Annotated in this window: 10 protein-coding genes; 3 read left to right on the forward strand and 7 right to left on the reverse strand. The window is 66.0% G+C overall.

What is annotated here, in order from left to right:
• Window positions 1-251: 251 nt before the first annotated feature.
• The 3 genes from FFS30_RS05915 to FFS30_RS05925 are packed head-to-tail and all read right to left on the reverse strand — an operon-like array spanning window position 252 to window position 3057.
• Window positions 252-1034 (reverse strand): glycosyltransferase family 2 protein, encoded by a 783-nt coding sequence (locus FFS30_RS05915; protein ID WP_137912147.1) that lies wholly within the window; start codon window positions 1032-1034, stop codon window positions 252-254.
• Window positions 1031-1846 carry a beta-ketoacyl synthase chain length factor gene (locus FFS30_RS05920; RefSeq protein ID WP_249352192.1) on the reverse strand — a complete coding sequence of 272 codons (816 nt, stop codon included), beginning with the start codon at window positions 1844-1846 and terminating at the stop codon, window positions 1031-1033. Before FFS30_RS05920 ends, FFS30_RS05915 begins: the two co-directional genes overlap by 4 nt.
• The gene (locus FFS30_RS05925) at window positions 1843-3057 is read right to left on the reverse strand and encodes a beta-ketoacyl-[acyl-carrier-protein] synthase family protein (RefSeq protein ID WP_171014484.1); all 1215 of its coding nucleotides are present in this window, start codon (window positions 3055-3057) and stop codon (window positions 1843-1845) included. Before FFS30_RS05925 ends, FFS30_RS05920 begins: the two co-directional genes overlap by 4 nt.
• Before the next feature lie 70 nt (window positions 3058-3127).
• Here FFS30_RS05925 and FFS30_RS05930 point away from each other — a divergent pair, with 70 nt between their 5' ends.
• Both FFS30_RS05930 and hemF read left to right on the forward strand, forming a co-directional pair.
• Window positions 3128-3820, forward strand: coding sequence for a YdcF family protein (locus tag FFS30_RS05930; protein WP_249352285.1), 693 nt, complete (start codon window positions 3128-3130; stop codon window positions 3818-3820).
• A gap of 95 nt (window positions 3821-3915) precedes the next feature.
• Window positions 3916-4821 carry an oxygen-dependent coproporphyrinogen oxidase gene (gene hemF, locus FFS30_RS05935; RefSeq protein ID WP_137912149.1) on the forward strand — a complete coding sequence of 302 codons (906 nt, stop codon included), beginning with the start codon at window positions 3916-3918 and terminating at the stop codon, window positions 4819-4821.
• A 47-nt stretch (window positions 4822-4868) separates the two neighbouring features.
• Here hemF and FFS30_RS05940 read toward each other — a convergent pair whose 3' ends face one another.
• Both FFS30_RS05940 and FFS30_RS05945 read right to left on the reverse strand, forming a co-directional pair.
• On the reverse strand, window positions 4869-6455 hold the full coding sequence (locus FFS30_RS05940) for a hypothetical protein (protein WP_137912150.1): 1587 nt from the start codon (window positions 6453-6455) through the stop codon (window positions 4869-4871).
• Between the two features lies 1 nt (window position 6456).
• Entirely contained in the window at window positions 6457-6921 is a 465-nt protein-coding gene (locus FFS30_RS05945; RefSeq protein ID WP_137912151.1) for a DUF3574 domain-containing protein, read from the reverse strand.
• Between the two features lie 95 nt (window positions 6922-7016).
• On the opposite strand from FFS30_RS05945, the gene FFS30_RS05950 reads away from it, so the two are divergent.
• Complete coding sequence (locus FFS30_RS05950) at window positions 7017-9470, forward strand: TonB-dependent receptor (RefSeq protein WP_137912152.1); 2454 nt, start codon at window positions 7017-7019, stop codon at window positions 9468-9470.
• Window positions 9471-10536: 1066 nt separating this feature from the next.
• Here FFS30_RS05950 and FFS30_RS24180 read toward each other — a convergent pair.
• Together FFS30_RS24180 and FFS30_RS05960 are read right to left on the reverse strand one after the other, a co-directional pair.
• Window positions 10537-11181, reverse strand: a complete 645-nt coding sequence (locus FFS30_RS24180; RefSeq protein ID WP_249352195.1) for a C40 family peptidase — start codon at window positions 11179-11181, stop codon at window positions 10537-10539.
• 153 nt (window positions 11182-11334) lie between these two features.
• Complete coding sequence (locus FFS30_RS05960; RefSeq protein ID WP_137912153.1) at window positions 11335-12342, reverse strand: NAD-dependent epimerase; 1008 nt, start codon at window positions 12340-12342, stop codon at window positions 11335-11337.
• Window positions 12343-12379 lie beyond the last annotated feature (37 nt).

The raw sequence follows: 12379 nt of genomic DNA on the forward strand, positions 1-12379 counted from the left end.
TGCCTCTGCCCCGATTTGCAGTGGAGCCGCAGCAGGTCGGCGGTTTCCGCGCGCGCTTAGGGGGAGTCCGGCACGCGTCGCGCCGGGTAACGCAAGCCTTGGCCGCAGTCCAGCGCCACCCTTATGCGCCCGCAGCAGCTTCTCGCACACATGCGAGGGACAGCGTCGAATTCTTCCGCGCTACCGGCAAACGCCCACGACGAAACGGCTCGTGCACGGCCGCAGCCGGGACGACCGTACTGATCCCAACTTCAGGAAGCCGGCTGGTCGACGACGACCGGCGGCACCGTGCGCGAGCGCCGCAGATTGCCGAGCATAAGGCCGCCGCGCAGCAGGCGGCCGGCGATCATGCGCGTGATGCGGGTGACATCGCGGAACGGCTTGAAGTGGCTCGCGCGCCGCTCTTCTTCGTAGCTGGCCTTGATCGGCACCGATACCGCATGGATGCCGCGCGCGGCACATTCGATGAGGATTTCGCTCTCGAACACGAAGCCGTCGTGCGGCAGCGCGAGCGCCGTCTCGATCGCGCTGCGCGGGTAGTAGCGCTGGCCGCTCTGCGAATCGACGATGCGCTGGCCGCAGGCCCACGACACCCAAAAGTCGGCCTGTTCGTTGCCGAAGCGGTTCTTGTCCGGCTGCGCGTCCTTGCCGAGCAGGCGCGCGCCGATGACGATGTGGTTCGGATACTGTGCCGCGGCCGCGAGCAGGCGCGGCAGGTCGGCGGCGTCGTGCTGGCCGTCGCCGTCCATGGTCAATACGCCGTCGGCGCCGAGCTTGCGCGCCAGCTCGAAGCCGTCGCGCAGGGCCATCGCCTTGCCCTGCGGCGACGCATGGCGGATGCGCTCGATCGGCAGGTCGGCGACCGCCGCGCTGGTGCCGTCGCTCGATCCGTCGTCGACGATGATCACGCGCGCGCAGTAGCGCAACGCGGACTCGACCACGCCGCGAATCGCGCGCTCCTCGTTCAACGCCGGAATCACGACGACGCCGGCCGGCGCCGTATTCCGCGCAGCCTGTGCTTGCTCCCCGGTCAAAACGAAATCTCCAAATGCAGTGCTGATGGCGGTAAATCTTTGTCGCCGTGCAGGGCGAAGTCAAACCCCGCTGCCGCACCGCTTGCAAGAGCGTTCAGCAAAGGCAGGGCCGCGGCCGCGGGATTGCGCCCGCGCAAGGCCTCCAGCGCGGCCGGCAGCGGCACCGATTCGGCCACGGCGCGGTCGTGCACGGACAGGCGCAGGCGCGCCACGCCGGCCGTCGAGGGCGGCGCCAGAACGAAGCCGGCGCCGAACGGCTGGTCGCAGGCGACCACGTCGGCGAGCGGCCCGGCCGCGGCAACGTCGAACGCGGCGAACAGCACCGGCACGCCCTCGGCCGCGGCAAGCGTCGCCGCTTCGAGCATGCCGTTTGCGAACGTCGCCGGCCCCGCGCTCAGCGCGGTCGACGAGGCCATGCAGCCGCTCGCGATCGTCCAGTAGCCGGCCGGCGCATTGTGTACCGAGTTGTGGAACTTGGTCGGCGACAGCTCGAACGGCGCGCGCGCGAGCACGGCGCAAAGATAATCGTTGATCGCAAGATCGCCGTAGCTCGACGCGAACACGTTCGGCAGGTCGCGCGGCGCGCGGCGCGCCATCGCGCAGGCCTCTTCGGCGACGGCGAGCGCGAGCAGGACCGACTCGGGTGCGCGGCGGCGCTCGTTGGCCGCGAGCAGCGCGGGCGCAGGCCGCACGAGCGGCTCGGCAGAAAGCGCGCGCGCGCCGTTGAACACCTCGCGCGCCGAGGCCCAGTCGGGCATGCCGGGCGCACGCACGCCGACGCCTTCGATCGCCAGTTCGAGCGTCGCGCTCACAGCGCGTCCGCCCGGGCGAAGGCGAGGCAGCAGTTGTTGCCGCCGAAACCGAACGAATTGGACAGGGCGATGCGCAGATCCGCTTCGGCGTTGTCGATGCGGATCTGCGGCCCGCAGACCGGATCGAGGTCGCGCGTGGTCAGCAGGCCCGGCGCAAGCCCGCGTTCGAGCGCGATCAGGGAGATCGCGGCTTCGAGGATGCCGGCCGCGCCGAGCGTGTGCCCAGTCCAACCCTTGGTCGAACTGGCGCGCGTCGCTGCGGGGAAACGGCGCGCAATCAATGCCGCCTCGACCTCGTCGTTCTGCCGACTCGCGGTGCCGTGCAGGTTGATGTAATCGACCTGATCGGCGCGAATGCCGGCGCGCGCTAGCGCATCGTCGAGCGCGCGCTCCGCGCCGGCGCCCTGCGGGTGCGGAGCGGACATGTGATGCGCGTCACTCGATTCGCCGCAACCGATCAGCAGTTTTGCCGCTTTTTCCACTTTTCCACTTTGCGGCATGCGTTCGAGGATGGCGAAACCCGCGGCCTCGCCGAGCGAGAGGCCGCTGCGGTTCGCGTCGAACGGCCGGCATGCCTGGCGCGAGACGAGTTCGAGCGAATTGAAGCCGAACAGCACGCTGTCACAGAGGGTGTCGACGCCGCCGACGACGACCGCATCGGCGAGGCCGGTGCGCAGCAGGCGCTCGGCGCTGGCAAATACTTTTGCGCTCGACGAGCAGGCCGTGGCGATGGTCAGGCACGGGCCGGACAGACCGAGCGCATGCTGCACGAACAAGCCGAGCGCGTGCGGCTGGTGCACCTCGCTGCGGCGCTGGTCAGCGCGGAAGCGGCCCTGCGCGTCGAGTTCGCGGTAGGCGCGTTCGGTCTCGCCGATGCTCGACGTCGAGGTGCCGAGCACGAGCGCGATGCGCGCCGCACCGACGCGTTCGCGCAGTGCATGCGCGCGATCGAGGAAACCGTCTTGATTGAGGCCGAGCCAGGCGAGGCGATGATTGCGCGAATCGAAACGCGCGAGCGCATCCGGCAGGACAATCTGCTCCAGGCTTTCGATGCGGCCGATCTTGCATTCGAGCGGCTGGGTCGAGAAGGTGTTGTCGGTCAGGCCGCCGCGGCGCGTTTCGAGCGCGCGCGCAATCGCCTCCGACCCATGCCCGGCGGCGCAGGTAGCGGTATAGGCGGTGACGGCAAGCGGCGCAATGCGGGCTGGCAAGTAAAGCGTGCGGAAGCGAAAATACGGTGATGAAGTATAGGTTTGCGCGGCGAGAAGCCGCAACGTGGCGATGAACATCGTGCCGGATTGCCTGCGGCGCGGGCCGTGGCGGCATCTGTCCGATCTCGACGTGCTGCACTCGCTCGCCATCGCCGTGCTCGCCTGCGTCGCCAGCGGCGGCCTGTTGTTCGTCTGGTATTTCGTGCGCAGTTTGGCGATTGCGCGGCACGCACCGACGACGATGCAGCGCGCGCGCACCTTGCTCGTGTTCGGCAAGCGCCTGGTCGGCGGCCATGCCGATGCGGACTATCTCGCACGCATCAGCCGCGCGCACGAGCAGATCGCCGCGCGGCGCTGCGAACGCGTGTTCCTGCTCGGCGGCGCCGACACGGGTCCCACTGAGGCCGCGGTCGCAGACGCGGAGCTGCGCCGGCTCGGCCTGCCCGCGGGGATCGAGGTGATCCTCGAACAGAGTTCGGTCGACACGCTGGAAAACCTGCGCAACGCGCGCGATCTGCTCGCGGCATATGGCCGCACGCCGGTTGCGCTGCTGTCGAGCCGCTACCATCTCGCGCGCTGTGCCTTGCTCGCGCGCCAGCTCCGCTTCGATTTCGAGCTGGTCGCGGCCGAGGATCGTTTCGTGCCGAGCTGCGCGCGGCTGCGGCGTCTCGCGCTCGAAGCGGGTTACATTCTCTGGGCCGACATCGGCACGCGCTGGGCGCGCCTGATCGGCAACCGGCGCATGCTCGAACGCGTGACGTGATGTTGACGCTCATCCGCGAGCGCGGGAACCAAGCAGCGGCTTTGCACCGCCGCGCCGCTCGATAAAAGTTATTCTCTGCCTGCCTGGAATACTGCATGTCTACCGACTCTCTCGCCGCCATCGAAACGTTTCTGCACGGCCTGCAGGACCGCATCTGCACGGAACTGCAACGCGCCGACGGCGCCGCCGCGTTCGCCGAGGACGCATGGACGCGCAAAGAAGGCGGCGGCGGCCGCTCGCGTGTGATCAAGCGCGGCGCCGTCTTCGAGCAGGGCGGGGTGAATTTTTCGCGCGTGGAAGGCAAGACCCTGCCCGCGTCGGCGACCGCGCACCGGCCCGAACTCGCCGGACGCGCGTGGTCGGCGCTCGGCGTGTCCCTGGTCATGCATCCGCAGAACCCCTACGTGCCGACGACGCACATGAACGTGCGCTACTTCGAAGCGCGCGCGGAGAACGGCGACGCGGTCTGGTGGTTCGGCGGCGGCTTCGATCTGACCCCGTACTATCCGTTCGACGAGGACGTCGTGCACTGGCATCGCGTCGCGCGCGATCTTTGCGCGCCGTTCGGCGCCGACGTGTACGCGAAATACAAAAAATGGTGCGACGACTATTTCTTCCTCAAGCATCGCAACGAGACGCGCGGCGTCGGCGGCCTGTTCTTCGACGATCTCAATGGCGGTGGATTCGAGCAGAGCTTCGCCTTCATGCAGGCGGTCGGCAATGGCTTCCTCGACGCCTATCTGCCGATCGTCGCCAAGCGCGCCGACACGCCGTTCGGCGAGCGCGAGCGCGAGTTCCAGCTCTACCGCCGCGGACGCTACGTCGAGTTCAACCTGGTCTACGACCGCGGCACGCTGTTCGGCCTGCAGTCGGGCGGGCGCACCGAATCGATCCTCATGAGCCTGCCGCCGCGCGTGCGCTACGAGTACGCATACGCGCCGCCGCCCGATTCGGCCGAAGCGCGGCTGGCCGAGTATCTTGTGCCGCGCGACTGGGTCTGAGCCTCGGCAGCGCAACGAAGCACGTGCGCTGCAATGTCGGCGCGTCCCTAGCCGCGCCGCGCCGTCGCGGCCGCTGCCGGCGCCGCTGGCAACAGTGACAGCAGAAACAGGATGGCCGCGAGCACCACATACGCCGCGGTGAATTGCCAGACCAAGGCGCGCGCGCCGGCCTGCAGGGTCCACGGCAGATAGATCGTGCCGATCGGATCGACCGAATGGATGATGCCGAACGCGGTCAGCGCGGCACCGGCGAGCAGGATCGCCGCGGCCTTGCGCGGACGATGGTCGATCAGGGCGACGACGAAGCTGGCCCAGACCATCGAGGTGATGATGAAGCCGTTGCCGAGAATGAAGGTGACCGCCATGACCGGCAGGCCGCCGTCGCCGTTCACGTATAACTGCGCGAATTGTTCCGGCGCCACGACGGTCGGGTCGCCGAGCTTGATCGCGACCATGCGCGCAATCGCCGGGAAGAACGCCATCACCACGGCGGCGAAATATTTCTGCGGCGTCGCCTCGAACGCCTGCATGGTGATCAGGATCGCGATGTAGATCAGGATCGGCGCGAGCACGCAAAGCGGAATCAGCTCGACCAGGTTGGACAGATAACCGAACACACCGCCGAGGCCCACGAAAAGACCGGCAAGCAAGGTGTAGGCATGGCGCGCGCCCATCGCGCGGAACGCCGGCTGGCCGATGTACGGCGTGGTCTGGGCGACGCCGCCGCAGATGCCGGCAACCAGGGTCGCGATCGCCTCGGTCAGCAGAATGTCGCGCACGCGATAGTCGTCGCCGGCCGCGCGTGCGCTTTCGGTGACGTTGATGCCGCCGACGACCATGAGCAGGCCGAACGGCAGGATCACGGCGAGATACGGCAAGGTGTACTTGAGCCCTTCGACGAAACCGAGATTCGGCCACGGCAGGTTGAAGCGCAGCGTCGGCGTACTCGGCGCGTGAAAGCCCGAGCCGAGCAGATCGAACGGGCCGAGCACGTAGTACAGCGCGACGCCGACGACGACCGAGAACAGCACGCCCGGAATGCGCCACGGCAGCGGCGCATGTGCGACCAGCGCATAGAGCACGATGCCGAGACAGGCGAGGCCGACGATCGGCACGCGCAGAATGTCGACGAGCGGGAAGAAACCCATCAGCACGAGGGCGATGCCGGCGATCGAGCCGAGCAGTCCCGCGCGCGGCACGTTGCGCATCACCCAGTCGCCGAAGAACGAGAGGATCGTCTTGAGCACGCCCATGACCACGAGCGCGGCCATGCCGAGCTTCCAGGTCGCATCGGCCGCGGTCATCTCGTCCATGCCTTGCTGCTTGAACGCGAGGAAGGCCGGGCCGAGCACGAGCAGGCCAAGGCCGATCGTCGTCGGCGTGTCGATGCCGAGCGGCATCGCGCAGGCGTCGGGCCGGCCACTGCGCAGGGCCATGCGTGTATAGACGAAGTTGCCGACCAGGGCACCGAGCGCGGTGCCCGGAAACATCTTGGTGAAGATGATCTCGGCCGGAAAATGAAAGATGCCGATCAGCGCGCCCGAGAGAAAGGCGAGCACGGCGACGTTGTCGACGACAAGGCCGATGAAGCCGTTGACGTCGCCCGGGGCGATGCGCAATTTCATTGCAGTCATGTCAGAACGAGACATCCGCAGGCTGGGTCACGCGCAGCACGGACAGATCACCCGTCTCCTTCTTCCACGCCGCGCGGATCGCTTCGAGATCGGCGCGCTGCTTCGGCGCGTCGGCGTGCAGCAGCATGATCACTTTCGAGTGCAGACGTTCGATTTTGTTCTGGCCCTGTGTCCGCCATTGGCCGTAAACGTCGTATACGCTCAGACCGTCGGGAAAGCGCGGCGTCACTTCGCGGTCGAGAAAGTCGCGCCAGCGCTTCTCGTTTGCGGCGGTGTTGGCCTCGTCGCCCTGCTCGGAAATCACGCCGACGCCGAAATACAGTTCGGTGCGCACCCAGTTTTTCGTCGCATCGGGATGCGCGGCGTCGCCGACCAGCGTGCTCGCCGCGGAATGCGATTGCGGCGTCGTGGTCGCGCACGCGGAGAGCAACGCGCCGAACAGCATAAGCGCAATAAGTTTTTTCATATGGACGTCTATTTCACAGCGTGACCGAGTTGCCTAGTATTGGTCGTTTATGCGCCGCGGCGCAACCGCGCCCCTTTATCCTTGTGGAAATAACGATGAAAGAAAACGTCACTTCGGCATCGCGCCGCCCGCTGTTCAGCGCGATCGCCGCCCTGCTCGCCGCCGTTCCCGCGGCCCACGCCCAGCAAGCGCCCGATGCGCAGACTGCCAGTCTCGACACCGTCGTGGTCACCGGCACGCGTGCGCGCAACCGCACCGTGCTCGATTCGACTTCGCCCATTGACGTCGTCACCGCCGACGACCTGAAAGCGGCCGGCGCGATCAACGGCGAACTCGGCCAGGCGCTGCAAACCCTGCTGCCTTCGCTGAATTTCCCGCGCCAGTCGAACGCGGGCGGCGCCGACATGGTGCGCTCGGCGCAGCTGCGCGGCCTTTCGCCCGACCAGGTGCTCGTACTGATCAACGGCAAACGCGTGCACACCTCGGCGCTCGTGCAGACCGAATCGACCACCGGGCTCGGCACCACGCCGGTCGATCTCAACGCGATTCCGATCTCGGCGGTCAAGCGCATCGAAGTGCTGCGCGACGGCGCTGGCGCGCAGTACGGTTCCGACGCCATCGCCGGTGTGATCAATATCATTCTCGACGACGCGCCGCACGGCGGCGAAGTGACGACGAGCTACGGCGCATACCACACCGATTTCGAGCCGACCCACCGCACCATCACCGACGGCCAGAGCCGCTATCTGAGCGCGAAGTTCGGCACGACGCTCGGCGCGGAGACCGGCGGTTTTCTACGCGGCGGCGTCGAACTCAACAATCACAACGCGACCAATCGCGCGGGCTTCGACAATTTCGCCGGCTCTTCGACGCCGGACAATCTCGCGCTGCAGGGCAAGGTCAACTACGCCGCGGGCGATCCCAAACTCGAAAACTATTCCGGCTGGCTCAACGCCGCGCTGCCGCTGTCCGACGCGGCGACGCTGTACGCGTTCGGCACTTACGCGCACCGGCATTCGACCGGCGACGCGTTCTTCCGCTACCCCGACGACGCGGCCAACGTGAAGTCGATCTATCCGTACGGCTATCGTCCGGTCGGCCTCGGCAGCAGCGACGACTTCCAGGGTTCGGCCGGCGTGCGCGGCCGCCTCGGCGAATGGGACTACGACGCCAGCCTGACCTACGGCGACAACGATTTCGACTACGGCCTGCGCAACTCGCTCAACGCCTCACTCGGCACCGCGAGCCCGACTTCGTTCAAAACCGGCAAGTACGAGTTCGCGCAGACCGTCGCCAACTTCGATGCAACGCGTGGAGTGAACTTCGGCGGCCGCGACTACACCTTCGCCGTCGGCGCCGAACTGCGCCACGAGTGCTTCCAGACGCGCCCGGGCGATCCCGCGTCGTATGCGATCGGCCCGGTCAAGGGTGTGCCGGTCGGCGCCCAAGCCGGCGCGAACCTCACTCCGGCCGATGCCGCCGACGTCTCGCGCAACGTGCAGGGCGTCTACGCGGAACTGTCCGGCAACGCCACCGACGCCCTGTTCATCGACGCAGCCGTGCGCTACGAGCACTACAACGACTTCGGCAGCACGACCAACGGCAAACTCAGCGCGCGCTACGAGATCACGCCGGAATTCGCCCTGCGCGGCGCGGTGTCGACCAACTTCCGCGCACCGTCACTCTCGCAGATCGGCTTCGAGTCGACTTCGACCGGCTACGACAGCGCCGGCAACCTGATCAATTCGCGCATCCTGTCGGTCGACAACCCGATCGCGCGCGCACTCGGCGCCAAGTCGCTGACGCCGGAGAAGTCGCACAACTACAGCATCGGCTTCACCGCGACGCCGGCCGAGAAGTTCGACGTGTCGCTCGACATCTACAAGACCGACATCGACAACCGCGTCGTGCTCTCCGAGCAGATCGGCGGCGACGCGCTGACCCAGTTCATCGACACGCATTTCGGTATCCCCGGCGTGCAGGCGGTGAACTTCTTCACCAACGCCGTCGATACGAGCACCAAGGGCGCCGACCTCGTCGCCAACTACCGCCTGCCGCTCTACGACGGCACCCTGACCCTGACCGGCTCGTACAGCTACGCCGACACCAAGATCGAACGCGTCGCCGCGACGCCGTCCGAACTCGTCGCGCTCGGCAACGACAACGTCCTGTTCGGCCTGCAGGCGCGCAACATCCTCACCAACGCTGCGCCACACAACCGCGGCATCCTCTCCGCGCGTTGGGCCGACTCGAAATGGTCCCTGCTCGGCCGCGCCACGCGCCAGGGCGCAACGACGCGCGTGTTCGACTTCGGCGGCGGCTTCACGCCGACGCAGACCTACTCGGCGAAGTGGCAGTTCGATGCCGAGGTCGAATACAAATTCACTCCGGACTTCTCCGTCGCGTTCGGCGCAATCAACCTGACCGACAACTACCCGACGCGCTCGAACAGCAACATCAACTACTTCGGCAATCTGCCGTACGACATTATTTCGCCGATTGGATTTAATGGGGCGTATTACTACGCGCGGGCGCGGTTTACATTCTGACGGTCGAGGGTTGTTTTTTGTTTTCGATGGCAATTCGTTATATCTCGTCGATTGCTCTGCTCGTCATTCCCGCGTGCTTCTAGCGGGGCTCTCAACAGCCGCAGGGCTGGTCATCCAGCGACTTTGCTTTGGCTCTTTGGCGTTTAAAGAGCAGAGCTTCCACTCGTCCTGCGGACGAGCGGGTTACTTTTCTTCTACAGCGAAGAAAAGTAACCAAAAGACGCCGCCCCAGAACATTGCGCCCTTCGGGCTCCTGCCCGAAGGGTCCGCGTCAGCGGCCGGGTTCCGCTAATTGCACATCCCTGTGCAATAGCGGAATCGGCGCGATCCATCGCGCCGACCCTGCGGGCCTTTTCGTCCGCTGCCGCCGCAATGTAATGGGGACCCGGAGAAGCCACAGCAGCGCGCATCGTGCGCGCCAGAGCAAGAAGCAGGCACTCCGCGGATGGCTCTTGATCCGTCTTTTGATTCTGGGTCCCCGTCAGCCGCGGCGAGGGCATGACGGATTCGCCCATAGGGTCGCGCGCAGGATGCGCGCGAGTTCGCGAATGGACACGGATGTCCATCGAGCGAACCCCGGCATGACTTCGCGAACCGCCGTAGGCGGCGCGGCTCCCGGGGCGGCGTTTCTTTGGTTACTTTCTTGTCGCTGTAGACAAGAAAGTAACCCGCTCGTCCGCAGGACGAGTGGAAGCCCTTGCTTTTAGACCAACAAAAAACCAAAGCAAAGTCGCTGGATTCCCGCTAAGAGCACGCGGGAATGACGAGCAGAGGCAAGAGCTGGATTCCTGCTTTCGCAGGAATGACGAGCGAAAGAAGCAACACGGGGGCGCGAGGAATCGCGTTCTACGACGCCCCGTCGGCAACTGCGGCTACCGCCGCCATCGCGGCGACAGCCGTGCGCCAATCGCCCAATCGACATTAGCGAAACTAATATTCACCAGAAACAGGCAACGGCAGCGCCAAGTCAGCGCCTAACTCAACGCAGAACGCGAAGAATCAGAAGGCGTTACAGAGGAGAGAAGAGCCCCCCGCGCCGCGCGCGGAAGACACCGCAAGGAAAACGTCAGACCGTGACGTGAACGCGGCGCGCGCCGGCCCAGCGCTTGGCCCAGTACGGGCTGGCGAGTTCGTCGACGCGGACGCGCTTGCCCGGCGACGGCGAATGGATGAAGCGGCCTTCACCCATGTAGATGCCGACGTGGGTGATGCGATTGCGCACGCCGAAGAAGACGAGGTCGCCGACCTTGAGTTCGTCGCGGCCGATCTTGTCGCCGCTGTGGAACTGGCTCGGTGCGTCGTACGGAAGTTCGAGGCCGTAGGTCTTGCTGTAGACGTAGTGGGTGAAGCCCGAGCAGTCGAAGCCGGTGTCTGGATCGCGGCCGGCGCGGCGATAGCGGATGTCGCGCAGGGTCATGGCGAAATCGGCGACGCGCTTGCGCGGGGTCTTGTAGATCGCGCGCTCGATGACCTGTTCCATCGTCGCGGCGAAGCCCGCGTCGGTATCGAGCCCCGGTTTGGCGGCAAGCGGCACGCGTACGGCGACCGGCGCCGCTACGAACGGGCGGTACTGCGGAACGACTTGATCGAGCGAGAACGCGGCGGAGCGCGCTGCGGGAGACGGGGAAACCTGGACCTGGGCAAACGACGAAATCGGCGCGACTACGGCAAAAGCGAGCACGACAAAACGGACGATTCGAGTTTGCAACATGGTCGGTGTTCCCCCTGAAGCGGACGGTGGAGCGACAAACGAAGGGGCGACCCTAGCAAACGACTTGTTCGGATTCTGTTAATAAACCGTTCAGTTCAAGAACGCTGGTGGTAAAACAACCACTCGATCACAGAAGAGTGATGGAAATCGCAGTCACACCCGGTAGTAGTTCCGATACCAGGCGACGAATTGCGCAATTCCGGTTTCGATCGGCGTCGATGGCGTGTAGCCGGTGTCGCGCGTCAGCTCCTCGACGTCGGCATAGGTGTCGGGAACGTCGCCCGGCTGCAGCGGCAGCAGGATCTTCTCGGCCTTGCGCCCGGTGCACTCCTCGATGACTTCGATGTAGCGCGCCAGTTTCACCGGCTGGTTGTTGCCGATGTTGTAGACGCGATACGGCGCGCTCGACGTGCCCGGATTCGGCGCGAGCGGATCGAACGCGGGATCGGGCGACGGCACCTTGTCCAAGGTCCGCACGACGCCCTCGACGATGTCGTCGATGTAGGTGAAGTCGCGCGAGTGGTCGCCGTGGTTGAACACTTCGATCGGCTCGCCTTTGAGAATGCGGCTGACGAACAGGAACGGCGACATGTCCGGCCGGCCCCACGGCCCGTACACGGTGAAGAAGCGCAGGCCGACGGTCGGCAGGCCGTAGAGATGGCTATAAGTGTGCGCCATCAGTTCGTTGGCCTTCTTCGTCGCCGCGTAGAGGCTGACCGGATGATCGACCGCATCGCGCACCGAGAACGGCAGCTTGCGGTTGGCGCCGTACACCGAACTCGACGAGGCGTAGACGAGGTTCTCGACGCCACCGTACCGGCAGGCTTCGAGAATGTTGATGAAACCGACTAGGTTGGAATCGACATAGGCGCGCGGGTTCTCGCGCGAATAGCGCACGCCGGCCTGCGCGCCGAGATTGACCACGCGTTGCGGCACGAACTCGGCGAAAACGCGATCGACCGCATCGCGGTCTTCGAGTGCGCCCTTGACGAAGCGGAAATTCGCCTGCGGCGTCAGCCGCGCGAGCCGTGCTTGTTTCAGCGCCGGATCGTAGTAGTCGTTGAGGTTGTCGTAGCCGAACACCTCGTCGCCGCGCGCGAGCAGGCGCTCGCTCAGGGCCGCGCCGATAAAGCCGGCCGCGCCGGTGACCAGTACACGCATGGGATTTCTCGATAGGAGCGCGATTCATCGCGCCGCG

Source organism: Rudaea sp. 3F27F6, from assembly GCF_005503555.1.
Taxonomy (GTDB): domain Bacteria; phylum Pseudomonadota; class Gammaproteobacteria; order Xanthomonadales; family Rhodanobacteraceae; genus Rudaea.

What these genes read in the sequence shown, in the direction of transcription:
- FFS30_RS05930 (WP_249352285.1), top strand. Translation starts at nt 3,128, where the DNA reads ATGAACATCGTGCCGGATTGCCTGCGGCGCGGGCCGTGGCGGCATCTG.
- FFS30_RS05945 (WP_137912151.1), bottom strand. Translation starts at nt 6,921, where the DNA reads ATGAAAAAACTTATTGCGCTTATGCTGTTCGGCGCGTTGCTCTCCGCG.
- FFS30_RS05940 (WP_137912150.1), bottom strand. Translation starts at nt 6,455, where the DNA reads ATGACTGCAATGAAATTGCGCATCGCCCCGGGCGACGTCAACGGCTTC.
- hemF (WP_137912149.1), top strand. Translation starts at nt 3,916, where the DNA reads ATGTCTACCGACTCTCTCGCCGCCATCGAAACGTTTCTGCACGGCCTG.
- FFS30_RS24180 (WP_249352195.1), bottom strand. Translation starts at nt 11,181, where the DNA reads ATGTTGCAAACTCGAATCGTCCGTTTTGTCGTGCTCGCTTTTGCCGTA.
- FFS30_RS05960 (WP_137912153.1), bottom strand. Translation starts at nt 12,342, where the DNA reads ATGCGTGTACTGGTCACCGGCGCGGCCGGCTTTATCGGCGCGGCCCTG.
- FFS30_RS05950 (WP_137912152.1), top strand. Translation starts at nt 7,017, where the DNA reads ATGAAAGAAAACGTCACTTCGGCATCGCGCCGCCCGCTGTTCAGCGCG.